The 18,275-nt window shown below is 64.7% G+C and carries 14 protein-coding genes; 8 read left to right on the forward strand and 6 right to left on the reverse strand.

Annotation, left to right across the window (positions count from 1 at the left end):
* Positions 1-12 precede the first annotated feature (12 nt).
* Positions 13-498, reverse strand: coding sequence for a DUF779 domain-containing protein (locus K3U93_RS21090; RefSeq protein ID WP_083009850.1), 486 nt, complete (start codon positions 496-498; stop codon positions 13-15).
* Complete coding sequence (gene exaC, locus K3U93_RS21095; protein WP_083009851.1) at positions 498-2,033, reverse strand: acetaldehyde dehydrogenase ExaC; 1,536 nt, start codon at positions 2,031-2,033, stop codon at positions 498-500. The genes K3U93_RS21090 and exaC overlap by 1 nt, the downstream gene beginning before the upstream one ends.
* A 68-nt stretch (positions 2,034-2,101) precedes the next feature.
* On the opposite strand from exaC, the gene K3U93_RS21100 reads away from it, so the two are divergent.
* The 5 genes from K3U93_RS21100 (at position 2,102) to K3U93_RS21120 (ending at position 6,749) form a co-directional block, all read left to right on the forward strand.
* Positions 2,102-4,177 (forward strand): prolyl oligopeptidase family serine peptidase, encoded by a 2,076-nt coding sequence (locus K3U93_RS21100; RefSeq protein WP_083009852.1) that lies wholly within the window; start codon positions 2,102-2,104, stop codon positions 4,175-4,177.
* Positions 4,178-4,357: 180 nt separating this feature from the next.
* Complete coding sequence (locus K3U93_RS21105; protein WP_139796808.1) at positions 4,358-4,615, forward strand: hypothetical protein; 258 nt, start codon at positions 4,358-4,360, stop codon at positions 4,613-4,615.
* 71 nt (positions 4,616-4,686) lie between these two features.
* Entirely contained in the window at positions 4,687-5,601 is a 915-nt protein-coding gene (locus tag K3U93_RS21110) for a crotonase/enoyl-CoA hydratase family protein (RefSeq protein WP_071511159.1), read from the forward strand.
* 65 nt (positions 5,602-5,666) lie between these two features.
* Positions 5,667-6,119: a DUF5078 domain-containing protein gene (locus K3U93_RS21115; RefSeq protein ID WP_071511158.1), complete on the forward strand. Its 453-nt coding sequence runs from the start codon at positions 5,667-5,669 to the stop codon at positions 6,117-6,119.
* Between the two features lie 288 nt (positions 6,120-6,407).
* Positions 6,408-6,749, forward strand: a complete 342-nt coding sequence (locus K3U93_RS21120; RefSeq protein WP_071511238.1) for a hypothetical protein — start codon at positions 6,408-6,410, stop codon at positions 6,747-6,749.
* A gap of 36 nt (positions 6,750-6,785) precedes the next feature.
* Here the strand turns inward: K3U93_RS21120 and K3U93_RS21125 are convergent, their stop codons facing one another.
* The 3 genes from K3U93_RS21125 to K3U93_RS21135 all read right to left on the reverse strand — a co-directional run bounded on the left by K3U93_RS21125 (position 6,786) and on the right by K3U93_RS21135 (position 11,080).
* Positions 6,786-9,728: an MMPL/RND family transporter gene (locus K3U93_RS21125; RefSeq protein WP_071511157.1), complete on the reverse strand. Its 2,943-nt coding sequence runs from the start codon at positions 9,726-9,728 to the stop codon at positions 6,786-6,788.
* A complete protein-coding gene (locus K3U93_RS21130) occupies positions 9,725-10,171 on the reverse strand; it encodes an MmpS family transport accessory protein (protein WP_420915361.1) in 447 nt (148 codons plus the stop codon). Before K3U93_RS21130 ends, K3U93_RS21125 begins: the two co-directional genes overlap by 4 nt.
* A gap of 222 nt (positions 10,172-10,393) precedes the next feature.
* A complete protein-coding gene (locus K3U93_RS21135) occupies positions 10,394-11,080 on the reverse strand; it encodes a TetR/AcrR family transcriptional regulator (protein ID WP_083009855.1) in 687 nt (228 codons plus the stop codon).
* Positions 11,081-11,385: 305 nt separating this feature from the next.
* Between K3U93_RS21135 and K3U93_RS21140 the strand changes: the two genes are divergently transcribed.
* The 3 genes from K3U93_RS21140 to K3U93_RS21150 are packed head-to-tail and all read left to right on the forward strand — an operon-like array spanning position 11,386 to position 16,390.
* Complete coding sequence (locus K3U93_RS21140; protein WP_071511154.1) at positions 11,386-11,808, forward strand: MmpS family transport accessory protein; 423 nt, start codon at positions 11,386-11,388, stop codon at positions 11,806-11,808.
* A 2-nt stretch (positions 11,809-11,810) separates the two neighbouring features.
* On the forward strand, positions 11,811-14,684 hold the full coding sequence (locus K3U93_RS21145; protein ID WP_434084839.1) for an MMPL/RND family transporter: 2,874 nt from the start codon (positions 11,811-11,813) through the stop codon (positions 14,682-14,684).
* 20 nt (positions 14,685-14,704) lie between these two features.
* Positions 14,705-16,390, forward strand: coding sequence for a cytochrome c biogenesis protein CcdA (locus tag K3U93_RS21150; protein WP_083009857.1), 1,686 nt, complete (start codon positions 14,705-14,707; stop codon positions 16,388-16,390).
* A gap of 723 nt (positions 16,391-17,113) precedes the next feature.
* On the opposite strand, the gene K3U93_RS21155 is transcribed toward K3U93_RS21150, so the two are convergent.
* Positions 17,114-18,196, reverse strand: a complete 1,083-nt coding sequence (locus K3U93_RS21155) for a cytochrome P450 (protein WP_230981523.1) — start codon at positions 18,194-18,196, stop codon at positions 17,114-17,116.
* Positions 18,197-18,275 lie beyond the last annotated feature (79 nt).

The following is an 18,275-nucleotide window of genomic DNA, read 5'->3' on the forward strand; positions in this document are numbered from 1 at the left end:
ACCTTACTGCGGTTATCGAGTGCGAGGATTGCACGTTCCCGGCGCGGTCGCTTCGTCGGGAGTCACCACCCGACCGCGCGCCGAGGGGCGTTCGCCGCGGTCGTAGGCGGCCCCGGTGATGACCGGCGTGGCCCGAATCAGCGCCTGCTCTTCGTCGGTGAAGACGCGGCCGCGGCTGAGAAACCGCACGCCTTCCGGCGCCTCCAGGCTGAACCCGCCGCCGCGGCCCGGCACCACGTCGATGACCAGCTGGGTGTGCTTCCAGGCCGCGTACTGCGGACCCGAAATCCACACCGGCACCCCGTCGCCCACGTCGAGCACACCGAGCAGGACGTCGCGGTCGCCGACGAGGAAGTCGCCGCGCGGGTAGCACATCGGCGACGACCCGTCGCAGCAACCACCGGACTGGTGAAACATCACCGGGCCATGCCGCTCCTGCAGTGAAGCCAGCAGTTCGGCGGCGGCCGCGGTGATGAGCACCCCCGCAGGCGCGTCCATCAGTAGAAACCGAGCGCCTTGTCGGAGTAGGACACCAGCATGTTCTTGGTCTGCTGGTAGTGGTCGAGCATCATCTTGTGGTTCTCCCGGCCGATGCCGGACTGCTTGTAACCGCCGAACGCCGCGTGCGCGGGATAGACGTGGTAGCAGTTGACCCACACCCGGCCGGCCTGGATGTCGCGGCCGGCCCGGTAGGCGGTGTTGCCGTCGCGGCTCCACACGCCGGCGCCCAAACCGTAGAGGGTGTCATTGGCGATCGAGATGGCGTCGTCGTAATCGGAGAACGACGTCACCGCCACCACCGGCCCGAAGATCTCCTCCTGGAAGATCCGCATCTCGTTGTTGCCGGAGAAGATCGTCGGCTGCATGTAGTAGCCGCCGGACAGGTCGCCACCGAGCTCGGCGCGCTCTCCGCCGGTGACGACCTTGGCGCCCTCGCTCTTGCCAATCTCGATGTAGGACAACACCTTTTCCAGTTGGTCGTTGGAGGCCTGCGAGCCCAGCATCGTCTCGGTGTTCAGCGGGTCGCCCTGCCGGACGGCCTTGGTGCGTATCGCGGCTAACTCCAGGAACTCGTCGTAGATGTCGGCCTGGATCAGGCTGCGCGACGGGCAGGTGCACACCTCGCCCTGGTTGAGGGCGAACATGGTGAAGCCCTCCAGCGCCTTGTCCTGGAAGTCGTCTTGGAACTCACCGCTGCCGGCCATCACGTCGGAGAAGAAGATGTTGGGGCTCTTGCCGCCGAGTTCCAGGGTGACCGGGATCAGGTTCTGGGAGGCGTATTGCATGATCAGCCGCCCGGTGGTGGTTTCCCCGGTGAACGCGATCTTGGCGATCCGGTTGCTCGACGCCAGCGGCTTGCCGGCCTCGGCGCCAAATCCGTTGACCACGTTGACCACTCCCGCCGGCAACAGGTCGCCGATCAGCGACATCAGGTACAGCACCGACGCCGGGGTCTGCTCGGCGGGCTTGAGCACCACCGCGTTGCCGGCCGCCAGCGCAGGCGCCAATTTCCAGGCGGCCATCAGGATCGGGAAGTTCCACGGGATGATCTGCCCCACCACCCCGAGCGGCTCCTGGAAGTGGTAGGCGACGGTGTTCTCGTCGATCTGCGACAGCGACCCCTCCTGCGCGCGGATCGCCCCGGCGAAGTACCGGAAATGATCGGCCGCCAGCGGGATGTCGGCGGCCAGCGCCTCGCGGATCGGTTTGCCGTTGTCCCAGACCTCGGCCACCGCCAGCGCGGTCTTGTTCTCCTCGATCCGGTCGGCGATCTTGTTCAGGACCGCGGCCCGCTCGGCGGGCGCGGCCTTGCCCCAGGCCGGCGCCGCCGCGTGCGCGGCGTCGAGCGCCTTCTCGACGTCGGCCTCGTCGGAACGCGGTATTTCGCAGAACGTCTGGCCGGTCACCGGAGTCGGGTTCTCGAAGTAGCGGCCGCCCGCCGGCGCGACCCACTGTCCCCCGATGAAGTTCTGGTACCGGGATTCATAGGACATCAGCGCCCCGGCGGCACCCGGACGTGCGAAAACGGTCATCTGCTCGGCTCCTCGTTTCACCGCATGTAATACACCTCACACTACCGCCGGGGGCCACAATGGCTGCCATGACATCTGAGGCCGCCGCCGCGCAGGACGACCCGTATCTATGGCTCGAGGAAATCACCGGCGAGGAGGCGCTGGAGTGGGTGCGGGCGCGCAACGAACCGACACTGGCCGAATTCCGCGATGCGCGGTTTGAGCGCATGCGCGCCGAGGCGCTCGAGGTGCTCGACACCGACGCCCGAATCCCCTACGTCGTGCGCCGCGGCGAGTACCTCTATAACTTCTGGCGCGACGCCGCCAACCCGCGCGGGCTGTGGCGGCGCACCACGCTGGGCAGCTACCGCACCGACTCCCCCGAATGGGACGTGCTGATCGATATCGATGAACTGGGGCGAATTGACGATCAAAAATGGGTGTGGGCGGGTGCCGGCGTCATCGAACCCGAGCACATGCGCGCCCTGATCGGGCTGTCCCGGGGCGGCTCGGACGCCTCCATCGTGCGCGAATTCGACATGGCGACACGCGAATTCGTCGTCGACGGATTCGAGCTGCCGGAGGCCAAGTCACAGACCGCCTGGGCCGACCCGGATACCCTGCTGGTGGGCACCGACTTCGGCGCCGGTTCGCTCACCGAGTCCGGCTACCCGCGCGTCATCAAGCGATGGCGCCGCGGCACGCCGCTCGCCGACGCCGAGACCGTCTTCGAGGGCACTCGCGCCGACGTCAGCGTCTCCGCGTCCGTGGACCGGACACCCGGCTTCGAGCGCACCCTCTTACTGCGAGCCCTCGACTTCTGGAACGACGAGGTCTACGAGCTGCGGGGCTCGGAGCTGATTCGCATCGACGCGCCCACCGACGCCGGCGTGTCGATACACCGCGAATGGCTGTTGATCGAACTGCGCACCGACTGGTTCCGCGGCACCACGACATATGCCGCGGGCTCGCTGCTGGCGGCCGACTACGACGAGTTCCTCGCCGGCACAGCGCAATTGCGGGTGGTGTTCGAGCCCGACGAGCACACAGCCCTGAATCACTACGCGTGGACGAGAGACCGCCTTCTGATCGTCACGCTGGCCGACGTGGCCAGCCGCGTGGAGATCGCCACACCGCCTTCGCGTGACGACCCGCTGCGCCCGGCTCCGCCGCGCTTGCGATCGTCACGGGGCGCGTGGCGGCGCGAACCCCAGCCGGGCATCCCGGCCGCCACCAACACCGTCGTCGTCACCGCCGACGACACCGGTGACGAGTTCTTCCTTGATTCCAGTGGATTCATCACACCCTCAAAGCTGTTGCGCGGCACCGGCGGCGGGCAACTCGACGAGATCAAGGCGGCGCCGACGTTCTTCGACGCCGAAAACATCTCCGTGGCACAGCATTTCGTGGCGTCGAAGGATGGCACGCCGATCCCCTACTTCGTCGTACGGCCCAACGACGCGGACGGTCCCGGGCCTACCCTGCTGAGCGGATACGGCGGATTCGAGGCGTCGCGAACACCTGGGTACGACGGCGTGCTGGGCCGGCTGTGGCTGGCGCGCGGGGGCACCTACGCGGTGGCCAACATCCGCGGCGGCGGCGAGTACGGGCCCGGCTGGCACACCCAGGCGATGCGCGCGGGCCGGCACAAGGTCGCCGAGGACTTCGCCGCGGTGGCAACCGATTTGGTGGACCGCGGAATTACGACGGTCGAGCAGCTCGGCGCGCGGGGCGGCAGCAACGGTGGGCTGCTGATGGGCATCATGCTCACTCAATATCCCGAGAAGTTCGGCGCGCTGGTCTGTGACGTGCCGCTGCTGGACATGAAGCGTTACCACCTGCTGCTCGCCGGGGCCTCGTGGGTGGCCGAGTACGGCGACCCGGACGACCCGAATGATTGGGTATTCATCTCTAAATACTCCCCGTACCAAAACATTTCGGCGACGCGGCACTACCCGCCGGTGCTGTTCACCACGTCCACCCGCGACGACCGGGTGCACCCGGGCCATGCCCGCAAGATGACGGCGGCGTTAGAGGCCGCGGGCCACAAGGTCTGGTACTACGAAAACATCGAGGGCGGCCACGCCGGCGCCGCCGACAACGAGCAGATCGCGTTCAAGTCGGCGCTGAGTTATTCGTTCCTATGGCGGACGCTGGGCACTTGAGGGCCGTCCAGTCGCGGTGTTAAGAACACCGTTCCCCATCGAGGAGCGAACGCGACTTCGCCGCTAGTCCAAAGTTACGGCCTTCTGGGTTGCCGATCTTGGCTTTGACGTGGTGACGTCTGCGGCGCGGGCGCCGACTCCGCGGATCAGGTCGCCGATCTGGTCTCTCAACTCCTGCAGGTGCCTGTCTCCCGTCTCACGGACAGCCGACCGTATCTGAAAGTTGACGACGCCACCCAGGTCACCATGTACCCCGACAGCGACGATCCCGATCGATGGATCGCCGAGGTTTACCGCGCCGGTGCAGACGGCGACCAATCACTATTGGCTCGACGGATCTACGATTACCTGGTCGAGCACACGAATTGGGACCTAGTGCTCGACTCCGACAACGCCGACGACATCCTGGCGTCACGGACAAAGAGCCGTACCCGCTAATCAGACTACTGACGCGGTACGCCTGATCGAGCCCGCTTGACACCCGCAGCCCAGGCGGCTTGCCTGCTGTCATGCCGACATCGCACTTCGAAACGCTGCTGTACACGACGGCCGGCCCGGTCGCCACCATCACGTTGAACCGACCCGAGCAGCTCAACACCATCGTCCCGCCCATGCCCGACGAGATCGAGGCGGCCGTCGGGCTGGCCGAGCGCGACCACGACATCAAGGTCATCGTGCTGCGCGGCGCCGGCCGGGCCTTCTCCGGCGGCTACGACTTCGGCGGCGGTTTCCGGCACTGGGGCGAGGCCATGATGACGGACGAAAAATGGGACCCCGGCAAGGATTTCGCGATGGTCACCGCGCGCGAGACGGGCCCGACCCAGAAGTTCATGGCGATCTGGCGGGCATCCAAACCGGTGATCGCCCAGGTGCACGGGTGGTGCGTCGGCGGGGCCAGCGACTACGCGCTGTGCGCCGACATCATCATCGCCAGCAACGACGCCGTGATCGGCACCCCGTACAGCCGGATGTGGGGGGCCTACCTGACCGGCATGTGGCTCTATCGGCTGAGCCTGGCCAAGGTCAAGTGGCACTCGTTGACGGGCCGGCCGCTGACCGGCGTGCAGGCCGCCGAGGTCGAGCTGATCAACGAGGCGGTGCCGTTCGAGCGCCTCGAGGCCCGGGTCGCCGAGATCGCCGCCGAGCTGGCACAAATCCCGTTGTCACAATTGCGGGCGCAGAAGCTGATCGTCAACCAGGCCTACGAGAACATGGGCCTGGCATCCACCCAGATTCTGGGCGGCATCCTCGACGGCCTGATGCGCAACACCCCCGACGCACTCGACTTCATCAAAACCGCCGAGACCCACGGCGTGCGCGCGGCCGTCCAACGCCGCGACGGCCCATTCGGCGACTACAGCCAGGCCCCGCCGGAGCAGCGACCCGATCCCGCGCACATCATCGTGCCTGATCGTGATGGATAGTGAGATGGGCTACGAATGTGGCCCCGACGGCACGCCGAGGCCGGAAAAGTGTTACGGTGACAACTATGTCTCGGCTGAGTTCTGGCCTGCGTGCAGGCGCCGTTTTCCTCGCTCTGGGCATCGCCGCGGTGAGTTTCCCCAAGACCGCAGCGGCCGATTCCACGGAGGACTTTCCGATCCCTCGCCGCATGATCGCCACGACGTGCGACGCCGAACAGATACTGGCGGCCACCAGGGACACCAGCCCGGTGTACTACCAGCGCTACATGATCGACTTCAACAACCACCCGAACGTCCAGCAGGCGACCATCGACAAGATCCACTGGTTCTACTCACTGTCGCCCGAGGGTCGCCGCGATTACTCCGAGCACTTCTACGACGGCGGCGTCGATCCGCTGTGGCTGGCCTGGCCCAACCACTTCAAGATCTTCTTCAACAACAAGGGCGTCGTCGCCAAGTCCACCGATGTGTGCAACCAATACCCGCCAGGGGATATGTCGGTGTGGAACTGGTCATAGACCATCCGCACCACCCGGCGCTTCCAGCGCCGGTAAATCGACCCTGGTTTTGACTCGCGGGCGAGTTTAAGATCGGCGATTGGCGGGTACGTGTTCGATCCGCTGATTCGGGGACAAATCAATATTGGTTGACTGGCTGTGTGGTCGATAGTCCCCGACGAGCCGTCACGAAATATTGCCGGCAACTCCGAATCGTCCGCTCTAGCACCAGGACCCACATCATGCACATCACAGCCTTTGGTACTGGGAAGACCGGCTCACGCCGGGATGCTGCGCGGTGAGGACGCGATGAGCCCCGCGGACCCGTCAGCCAGTGGAGTCTCGGACGCGCTGGCCGCGCTCGACTGGCAAGAAATCACCTGCCAGTCCGAGGCCGGCTGCACCAACCGGGCCACGCATGTCGTGCACCGGCACGCGGTGGACAGATGCAACCAGCCAAACCTCGGCCCGTCCGGAAACGTCGTCGACATCCTGTGCGTCGGCTGCATGCGCACGGTCAAGGCCCAGGTCCTGCAGCAGCTGGACCGGATTGCCCGCGGCCCGGGCGCCTACTGCCTGACGTGCGGGGCGCCGGTGCAAAAGCTGAGCGACATCATGCGCAAAACGGTGCAACTGCGCAGCTATGCCTGACGACGGGCCCCGAGGCCCGGGCTCCCCGCCTCGCGATCAGTAGTGCGGCGCGGCCGCCGGGAAGCGGTCGGTGTTCGCCGATTCACCGTTGCTGCCGGGATCATCCCTGGGCAGCAGCAGGGCACGTACCAGCGGACGCGGCCCGAACGGCCGAAGCAGCTGGCTGGCGGGACGGGTGCGAACCTGTTGCGGCCACCAGAACCAGCGCCCCAGCAGCGCGGCGATCGACGGCATCATGAACGAGCGCACGATCAAGGTGTCGAACAACAGACCCAGACCGATGGTGGTGCCGACCTGCCCGACGACCTTGAGATCGCTGAAGATGAACGACGCCATGGTGGCGGCGAACACCAGGCCCGCGGAAGTCACCACCGCTCCGGTGCCGGCCATCGAGCGGATGATCCCGGTTTTCAGTCCGGCGTGGATCTCCTCTTTGAAACGCGACACCAGCAGCAGGTTGTAGTCGGACCCCACGGCCAACATCAAGATGATGGACATCGCCAGCACCATCCAGTGCAGTTTGAAGCCGATGATGTCCTGCCAGACCAACACGGACAGCCCGAAAGAGGCACCCAACGAAATCAGCACCGTGCCCACGATGGTGATCGCGGCGACCAGGCTTCGGGTAATGACCAGCATGATGATCAAAATCAGGCTGGCAGCGGCTATTCCGGCGATCATGAGGTCGTACTTGGACCCGTCGCGCATGTCCTTGTAGACGGCGGCGGTGCCGGCGAGGTAGATCTTGGCGCCCTCCAACGGCGTTCCTTTGATCGCCTCTTTCGCCGCGTTCTTTATCGGGTCGACGTGCGAGATGCCTTCGGGCGAGGCCGGGTCTCCGTCATGGGAGATGATGAACCGGGCCGCGTGACCGTCGGACGACAAGAACATCTTCAGGCCCCGCTTGAAGTCCGGGTTGTCGAAGACCTCCGGCGGTATGTAGAACGAGTCGTCGTTCTTGGCCGCATCGAAAGCCTGACCCATGGCGGTGGAGTTCTGGCTCATCACGTCCATCTGGTCATACAGCGACGACATGGAGCTGTGCATGGTCAGCATCATCTCCTTCATGGTCGTCATGGTCGCGATCATCGGCGGCATTTGGGCCAGCATCTGCGGCATCAACCTGTCCAGCTGGTCGATGTCGCCCGTGAGCGCCACGAACTTCTCGGTGATCTGATCCAAACCGTCGAGCGCGTCGAAGATCGACCGCAAAGACCAGCAGATCGGGATGTCGAAGCAGTGCTTCTCCCAGTAGAAGTAGCTGCGAATCGGGCGCCAGAAATCATCGAAATCGGCGATGTGGTCACGCAATTCGCTCGTCACGTCCACCATCTCATGCGTCAGGCCAGCCATGTGGTGCGTGGTGGCGGCGATCTGCGACGTGATGTTGTACATGCGCTGCATCGTGTCGATGGATTCCTGCATCGCGTCGGCCTGCTTGAGCATGTCCTTCATGCGCTGCTTCATGTACTCCTGGTTTTCGACCTGCGTCGTGTTCTGCATGCTGATCTGGAACGGGATCGACGTGTGCTCGATGGGCGCTCCCAACGGCCGGGTTATCGCCTGGACGCGCGCGATTCCCGGAATGTGGAAGACGCCCCGCGCGATCCGGTCCAACACCAACATGCCCGCCGGATTCCGCATGTCGTGATCGGTCTCGACCATCAGCAATTCCGGATTCATCCGGGACGCGGGAAAATGCCGTTCGGCGGCCGCGTATCCGATGTTCGCGGGAGTGCTCGGGGGCAGATAAAGCCGGTTGTCGTAATTGGTTTGATAGCCGGGCAGGGCGAGCAGACCGATGAGGGCGATCCCAACGGACACCGCGAGAATCGGTCCGGGCCAGCGGACAATGGCGGTGCCCACCCGCCGCCATCCCCGGGTCCTCATCTTTCGCTTGGGATCGAACAGGCCGAAGCGGCTGCCCACCGTCAACACGGCCGGGCCGAGGGTGAGCGCGGCGAAGACGGCGACGAGCATTCCCACCGCGCACGGCACACCGAGCGTCTGGAAATACGGAAGCCGAGTAAAGCTCAGGCAATACATCGCGCCGGCGATGGTCAGGCCGGAGCCCAAAACCACGTGCGCGGTCCCGTGGAACATGGTGTAGAAGGCCTGGTCCCGATCCTCACCAAGCGACCGCGCCTCTTGATATCGGCCGAGGACGAAGATCGCATAGTCCGTCCCGGCGGCGATGGCCAGCAGCACCAGCATGTTCACCGCGAAGGTCGACAGCCCAATGATGTTGTTATACGCGAGAAAAGCCACCACCTGCCGGGCCGCGAACAGCTCGATCAACACCATCAACAGGGTGATAAACACGGTGACAATCGAGCGGTAGACGAAGAGCAGCATCACGATGATCACCACGAAGGTGATCGCCGTGACCCTTTGGACGCTCTTGTCTCCGGCCGACGTTTGATCGGCGGTCAACGCCGCCGCGCCCGTCACGTACGCCTTGACCCCCGGCGGCGGAGGCACGCTGTCCACGATCTTGCGGGCCGCCGCGACGGACTCACTGGCCAAGCTCTCGCCCTGGTTACCGGCGAGATACACCTGGACATAGGCGGCCTTGCCGTCGGTGCTCTGGGAACCGGCGGCCGTCAGCGGATCCCCCCAGAAATCCTGGACGTGCTGCACGTGCTTGGTGTCGGCCTCGAGCTTGTGCACGATCTGGTCGTAGTAATGGTGGGCGTCGTCGCCGAGCGGTTTGTCACCCTCCAGCACGATCATCACCGCGCTGTCGCTGTTGAATTCGTTGAACACCTTGCCGACGCGCTTCATCGCCTGCATCGACGGCGCGTCGTTGGGGCTCATGGACACCTGGTGTTGCTTGGCCACCTTGTCCAGTGACGGGACCAGGACGCTGAGGACGACGACGAGCCCTATCCAGAACAGGACGACCGGCAGCGCGAGCTTGTGGATGGTGCGCGCGAAAATCGGCATGTGCGGCAGCCCTACGGCCTGGTTGTCGGTCATGCGGACTTCACTATGCAGAAGGTTTGAGCGTTCATTCCGCTGGTGGACCTTTCGTCCTTGACGACGTCGTTGACGATGATGCGGCAGCCGATCTGGTCGGTGTTGCCCTGCGCCACGACGTTGACGCTCACCGAGGGAAGCGTCGTAATGACCGAGAGCGTCCAGGGCAGCGGCACGTTATCCACTCGCCGGGGCTGGGCGTTGATGTCCAGGTAGTTGATGTTGGCGACGGTCCCGGCGGGGCCATAGACCTCGTACACCACGTGCTTGGGATTGAACGGCTTGATGTCGTCGGCGATGCCGCTGGTGAGCGGGCGGTTGTCGTGCACGCCGAAGATGCTGCGCAGCCGAACGACGCAGAAACTCGCTACCGCGACCACTACGACGATGACGAGCGCGACCCACACCCGTTTCACCGCATTGGCGACAGGAGCCTTTGCCACTCAACTACCTTCCGCTCACCGAGCGCCCAGCCGCCCGTCCGATTACCTCAGCCATTGCCCGACCGTCGCGCGCGAAAACCCCGTCCGCCGTGGCCCGTCCAGCGGATGCTTTGGTGCGCTAAGTACCCTAGCCGCTTGGGCGTGGCGGCGCGCATCACGGTCCAGTCCGCGTTTCGCATCGAGCCGATCGTCCCCACTTCGCACACACCAATCCCTTTCGGCTCACCGGGACTCGGGGACGAGGCCGATGCACGTTGCGGTGAGCACCCGGGTGAGCGCGGACGCAAAATCGATGTTCCACTCGGGCGGAAGGGCGTCCGGCTCCTCCGCATAGACGTCGGTGAGCCGCTCCGGGGGGTTGGCGATGTGCCAGAACGCGGCGGCCAACGAGTAGGCGGCGATCAGGATGTCGAAGGAGCCGGACCGGCCGAGGGCGGGCAACGCCCGCTCGATCGCGTCGGCCAGCGCGATGGCGGCGGCGGCGATGGTCCGCCTGATCTCGACCACCCGGTCGATGTCCACCTCGTGCTCGAGGTGCAGGTGCAGGTTGGCGAGCAGGTCACAAAACAGCGGGTCGGCCGCCAGCCCGTTGGCCAAGGTCTCGGCCACCCGCGCCGGCGACATCGGGCCCGGCTCGACCAGCTCGTCGCACACCGTGCCCGACCAGCGCACCCACCCTTCGGCGGCGAGGTGCAGCAGGACCTCCTTGTGGGAGGTGAAGTAGCGGCGCACCGCCGAGTAGTGAATTCCGGCGCGGCTGGCGACGGCGGTCAACGTGACCGACGCGACGCCCGCCTCGACCGCCAGCGAACGCGCGGCCTCGACCAGGGCCGCCGCACGTTGACGCTTGTTTTCTTCCGTGCGGGCGCGCTGGAAGGTTAGTTGCGCCACCGGCCGAGGATAACGCACACCGTGTGATTTGTATAACGCACGGCGCGTGATTTGCGGAGGGTCAATCGGGGCGGTAGTTTTCGCGTTACGCACGTGATATGCGTTACACTCCATGCGCGAGGGGAAGGAGTCGACGATCCCGACCTAGGTGAATACCCAGCCGTGATTTACTTAGGCAAGGCTTGGCTGCGCTCTCGCGGGTGTGCTGGCGGATGAGCTCAGTGCGGCGATCCGTAGTTGACATGTTCGGGCGGCATCCGCGATTCAGCGGACCGTCGAACCGCAGAAGTGCCGACCGGTAGAGGGGATTCCAGATTTTCAAGGTGCTGTCGCGGACTTGGATTCCACTGGTCATCTTGGCGGTGGTGATAGTCGGTGGATTCATCGTGTACCGGGTCCATGGCTACTTCGGCTCGGAAAAGCGCGAATCGTATGCCGACAGCAACCTGCAAAACCCGAAGCCGTTCAACCCGAAACGAATTGTCTACGAGGTCTTCGGACCGCCCGGAACGGTCGCGGACATCAGCTATTTCGACGTCAACGCCGACCCCAAACGGGTCGACGGGGCACGGTTGCCATGGTCGCTACGCATCACCACCGACAAGGCGGCCGTGATGGGAAACCTTACGGCACGGGGCGATAGCGATAGCATCGGCTGCCGCATCACGGTGGACGACGTGGTCAAGGCCGAGAGAATTTCCAACGAGGTCCACGCCTACACCTTCTGCCTGGTGAAGTCCGCGTGACTATGCAATTCGCCAAGCAATTCGCCAACACCCACGCTGAACGGCCGTTCATCGCAAGAATGCTCCACACCTTTGCGGTGCCGATCATCCTGTTCTGGGTGGGGATCGCCATCGCCCTCAGCGTGTTCGTCCCGTCGCTGGAAGTGGTCGGGCAAGAGCGGTCGGTGTCGCTGAGCCCCAAGGATGCGCCGTCGTTCGTGGCGATGAAAAAGATCGGCCGCGCGTTCAACGAGGGTGCGACCGACAGCTCGGCGGTGATCGTGCTGGAGAGCAACCACACCCTCGGCGACGACGCCCACAGGTACTACGACGTGATGATTCGTAAGTTGCGCGAAGACAAGGCGCACGTGCTGAGCGTCCAGGACTTTTGGGGTGATCCCCTCACGGCCGCGGGCGCGCAGAGCAACGACGGCAAAGCCGTGACCGTCCAGGTGAATCTCGCCGGTAACCAGGGCGAGCTGCTGGCCAACGAATCCGTCGAAGCCGTCCGCAAGATCGTCAACAGCGTGCCTCCGCCGCCCGGGGTCAAGGCCTACGTCACCGGGGTGTCGGCGCTCGCCGCGGATCTGCACCACAGCGGCGACAAATCGATGCTGCGGATCACGGCGACGACGATCGCGGTGATCCTGATCATGTTGCTATTCGTCTACCGTTCGATCATCACCGTGATTCTCCTGCTGATCACGGTCGGTTTCGAGTTGACCGCGGCGCGCGGGGCCGTCGCGCTGCTGGGGCAAACCGGGCTCATCGGGCTTTCCACCTTCGCGGTGTCCCTGCTGACCTCGTTGGCGATCGCGGCCGGGACGGACTACGGGATCTTCATCATCGGGCGCTACCAGGAGGCCCGCCAGGCCGGCGAAGACAGGGAAGCGGCCTTCTACACGATGTACCGCGGCACGGCCCACGTCATCCTGGGTTCCGGTCTGACGATCGCCGGGGCCACGTTCTGCCTCAGCTTCGCGCGGATGCCGTATTTCCAGACCCTGGGTATTCCGTGCGCGGTGGGGATGCTCGTCGCGGTGGCCGTCGCGCTGACGCTGGGACCCGCCGTGTTGACCGTGGGCAGCCGGTTCGGACTGTTCGACCCCAAGCGGGTGCTCAAGGTTCGGGGCTGGCGACGGGTCGGTACCGCGGTGGTTCGCTGGCCGCTGCCGATCCTGGCCGTCACCTGCGCCGTCGCCCTCGTCGGCCTGCTCACCCTGCCCGGGTACAAGGCCAACTACAACGACCGGGAGTACCTGCCCAGTTTCATCCCCGCCAATGCGGGCTTGATGGCCGCGGATCGCCACTTCTCCCAGGCCCGGATGAAGCCGGAGATCTTGATGATCGAGTCCGACCACGACATGCGCAATCCGGCCGACTTCCTCGTTTTGGACAGGCTGGCCAAAGGCATCTTCCGCGTCCCGGGCATTTCCCGCGTCCAGGCGATCACCAGGCCCGACGGAACGACGATGGACCACACGTCCATTCCATTCCAGATCAGCATGCAAAACGCCGGTCAGTTGCAGACCATGAAGTACCAGCGTGACCAGATGGACAACATGCTCAAGCAGGCCGACGAGATGACCAAGACGATCGCCACCATGCAGCGGATGTACGAATTGATGAGGCAGCTCGCCGCCACCACACACCGCATGGTCGGCGACACCGAGCAAATGCAGCAAATCACCAACGAGTTACGCGACCACATCGCGGATTTCGATGATTTCTGGCGTCCGATCCGCAGCTACTTCTACTGGGAGAAGCACTGTTTCGACATTCCGATCTGCTGGTCGATTCGATCGATATTCGACGCGCTCGACGGCCTGGACCAAATCGACGAGAAACTGAACGCGCTGGTCGGTGACATCAAAGAGATGGACCGGCTCATGCCGCAGATGATCGCGCAGTTCCCGCCGATGATCGAAACCATGGCCAGCATGCGGACCATGATGCTGGACATGCACAGCACCATGTCCGGGATCTTCGATCAGATGGACGAGATGAGCGACAACGCGACGGCGATGGGCCACGCTTTCGACGCGTCCAAGAACGACGACTCGTTCTACCTTCCGCCCGAGGTCTTCAAAAATAAAGACTTCAAGCGCGCGATGAATAACTTCCTGTCACCGGACGGACATTCGGCTCGCTTCATCATTTTGCATCGGGGAGATCCCGCCTCGGCCGAGGGAATCGCGAGCATCGACAAGATACGCACCGCGGCCGAGGAATCGCTCAAGGGAACTCCCTTGGAGGACGCAAAGATCTACCTGGCCGGAACGGGGGCCGTCTTCAAGGACATCTCCGACGGCGCCAAATGGGATCTGGTGATCGCCGGAATTTCCTCGCTCTGCCTCATTTTCATCATCATGCTGATTCTCACCCGGGCCCTGGTCGCGGCCGCGGTCATCGTGGGGACGGTGGCGCTTTCGCTGGGCGCTTCCTTCGGGCTATCGGTGCTGGTCTGGCAGCACATTCTCGGTATCCAATTGCACTGGCTGGTGCTTGCGATGTCCGTCATCGTGCTGTTGGCCGTGGGATCCGACTACAACCTGTTGTTGGTCTCCCGGTTCAAGCAGGAAATTCATGCCGGCCTGAAGACGGGCATCATCCGTTCCATGGGCGGCACCGGCAAGGTGGTGACCAACGCGGGTCTGGTGTTCGCGTTCACGATGGCGTCCATGATCGTCAGCGACGTGCGGATCATCGGGCAGGTGGGCACCACCATCGGCCTGGGCCTGCTGTTCGACACGCTGATCGTGCGGGCGTTCATGACGCCGTCCATCGCCGCGCTGCTGGGGCGCTGGTTCTGGTGGCCGATGCGGGTGCGCTCCCGGCCCGCCAGGGTGCCCGCCCAGCCGGTCGAGCCCCATCGTTCCTTTGCCTACAGCGATTAGCCGGTCGGCTGGCTCCGGTCATGGGAACAGTCGCGCTGATCGGGTTTCTCGGCGGCCTGATCACCGGCATCTCGCCGTGCATCCTGCCGGTGCTTCCGGTGGTGTTGTTTTCCGGCCTGGACGGTGGCCGCGCGACGCGGCCGTATCTGGTGATCGCGGGTCTGGTCTGCAGCTTCGGCGTGGTCACGCTGGCCGGTTCGGCCCTGTTGTCGGCGCTGCACCTGCCGCAGGACGCGATCCGGTGGGCCGCCCTTGTGGTGTTGACCCTCATCGGCCTCGGGCTGATCTTCCCGCCGCTGCAACACCTGATCGAGCGGCCGTTTGCCCGGATCCCACAGCGTGAAATCGGCTTAAAAAGCTTGAGCCATGGCGGTTTCGGCCTGGGCCTGACGTTGGGCGCGCTGTATGTGCCGTGCGCGGGGCCGGTGCTGGCCGCCATCGTGGTGGCGGGCGGCACCGCGTCCATCGGTCTGGCGACGCTGGTGTTGACCGCGACGTTCGCGGTCGGGACCGCGTTGCCGTTGCTGGTTTTCGCGCTGGCCGGGCGGCACGTCGCCGAACGCGTCGCGGCATTCCGGCGTCGGCAGCGGGCAATTCAGGTCGCCGGCGGGATCACGATGATCGTGCTGGCCGCGGCGCTGGTCTTCAACCTGCCCGCGACGCTGCAGCGCGCCGTCCCCGACTACACGGCGGCGATGCAGAAAGGCATAGGCGCCAACGACATTCGGCGAAAGCTGAACCCGCGCGGCACGGTCAACGGTCGATTGGCCGACTGCACCGACGGCGTCGACCGACTACAGCAGTGCGGGCCGGCGCCCGCTTTAACGGGGATCACCGGGTGGCTCAACACCCCGGGCGGCGCGGCGGTCGACCTCGCGTCGTTGCGCGGCAAGGTGGTCTTGATCGACTTCTGGGCGTACTCGTGCATCAACTGCCAGCGCGCCATCCCGCACGTGGTCGATTGGTACAACCGGTATCGGGGCGACGGTTTCGTCGTCATCGGGGTGCACACTCCCGAGTACGCGTTCGAACACGTCGCCGCCAATGTCGCCAGCGGCGCCGCCGCGTTGCACATCACCTATCCCATCGCGCTGGACAACGACTACGCGACGTGGAACAACTACCAGAACCTGTACTGGCCGGCCGAGTATCTGATCGACGCGGACGGAAACGTGCGGCACACCAAGTTCGGCGAAGGCGACTACGACGGCACCGAGGGGCTGATCCGCCAGTTGCTTGTCGACGCCAATCCGGACGTGCGGCTGCCGGGGCCGACGCGCGCGGTCGACGCCACGCCGCACACCAGGCTCACCCCCGAAACGTACCTGGGTGTCGGCAGGGCCGAAAACTACGGCGGCGACGGCGAATACAAGGCCGGCACCGCCACGTTCGGCTACCCGGCGGCGTTGGGTGGCGACAGGTTCGCGTTGCGCGGGCGCTGGACTCTGGACGACCAGGGCGCCACCGCCAACAGCGACGATGCCGCCATCCGGCTGAACTACACCGCGAAAGATGTCTACGTCGTCGTCGGCGGCACCGGCACCCTCGCCGTCACCCGGGACCAGAAGACGACCACGACGCCGATCGGCGGGCCGCCCACCCTGCATCAGATCGTCGGCAACGACCCCGGGGACACCGCGCACCCCGATCAGCTCGACATGCGGGTGAGCCAAGGCCTGCAAGTGTTTTCGTTCACATTCGGCTAAGTGCGCGTCCGCCGAGTTGGCGACTCCGAATAACCTGACGTGACTCACGATTCACGCCGTCGCTTCCGTCTTCGACTTCAACTCCTCAGCCACCACCGTTTGCGCCACCGTGGGTGTGCTCAACATTCTGGTCCCGCCACCATGCGGCTTGGGTATCTGCACCGCACGCACCGGAGGCGGAAAGTAGCTTCCCGACGACATCCGATTCCACACCCGGCGCGCCCTTGTTCGCCTTGACCCCCTCCCATGCCTCCTGGACCGCCCACTTCGAAATCCCGAACGGAAAGTATCGGAACCGGCCTTCTCCCGTTCCATACAAAAGCCGCAGACCGGGCTCGCGTCGCCTCCATGCCGGACACCACCTGACCATCAGCGGGCACCCGCCAGGCTCATCCCGGGATAATGAGGACACCCCGGTTTTGATGTCGTCTAGTCCTTTCGACACGTCCGCAGCGATTCGTTCGGGACACATCCTTCGAGCGACAAAAGCGGTTGGCTGTCGCCTATTGCCAGCCAGCGAGTTACCAATGCGACAAACGGGATTAACGCGCGGTCTTTGCCTCATCGCACCGGCTGGGGCGACACGACCCGCAGCGTGGTGAAGCCACCTGGTGAACCCCACCCGTGTGGCTCCGCCGAAAAGAGCGGGCCTCCTTCGCAACTACTCGCGTCCGATGCGAGTAACTCGGCCGAAGGAGGCCCGCTTACTCAGGAGGTGACCGGTCAGCCCCAGCTCAGTGGTAGCGACTTGAGCGCAAACGTTTTCGACGGGTATTTGATGTCGGGGGTGTAGCCCGGTGGTAGTTCGAAGTCGGGGATCTGCTTGAGCCATTCGTCAACAATGATGGTCAGTTCTATCCGCGCCAGGTGGGAACCCAAGCAGCGGTGTGGCCCACCACCAAATCCCCAATGTCGGTGCACCTTTCCGTCCATGACCAGCTCATCGGTGGAGATCTCGTCGCTGCCGTCGCGGTTGATCGCGGCCGTACATAACCGCACCGGTGTGCCTGGGGGAAGCGTCATGCCGCCCACGTTGACGAAATCGGTGGTAACCCGGGCCGCCAATGGCGCCGACGGCTCAAGTCGGACGATCTCTTCGATGAAGACCTTGACCTGCTCTGGTTTATCGCGAAGCTCTTGGCGCAGTTGCGGTTTGCGCGCCAATTCGAAGAGCGAGAAACCGATCGCCGCGGCCACCGTGTCCAGACCAGACAGAATCAGCAGGTGACTCATGCCGAGTAGCTCGAGGTCAGTGAGATCGCCCGGACCGGTCATCACTTGCGACAACAGGTCAGTGCCCGGGCTCCGTCGGCGGTGTTGGATGGCGTCGTTGAAATATGTCAACAGCTCGTACCCTTCGGGCTGGCCGGCCACCGCGGCGTCCTTCCAGCCGATCACACGATCTCGGTCCTCCAGCGGCAGCCCGTAGAGGTCCATGAACACCCCGAACGGGTAGAGGCGCGCGAAATCCGCCATCGCCTCGCACTCGCCCCGGCCGGCGAGGGCAGCGATCATTTCGGTGGCATGGCGCTGCATCACGGGCCGCGACTTACTCAAGGCGTGCGGGCTGAAGTACGGTTGCAGGATTTTTCGGTAGCGCGTGTGCTCGGGAGGGTCGAACGCCGAAGGCAACACCGGCACCGGGCTGCCGGGGGGTTGAAGCGCCAAATGTGCCGAGAAGAGGTTGGCGTTGCATAGCGCTGACAGCACGTCCTCGCGGCGGGTCAGGTAGTAGGCGCCGTTCATGAACACGACCGGCCCGGCGTCCCGCAACGCCTTCCAGCCGACACCTCGATCGGCGGCCATCGGTAACGTGGAATGCTCCAGCCGCGGCAGGTGGAACGTCCCCGACTGGCTTTCACCGAGAGCGCGACCTGAGTAGGTT

The sequence above is a fragment of the Mycobacterium malmoense genome, assembly GCF_019645855.1.
Lineage (GTDB): Bacteria > Actinomycetota > Actinomycetes > Mycobacteriales > Mycobacteriaceae > Mycobacterium > Mycobacterium malmoense.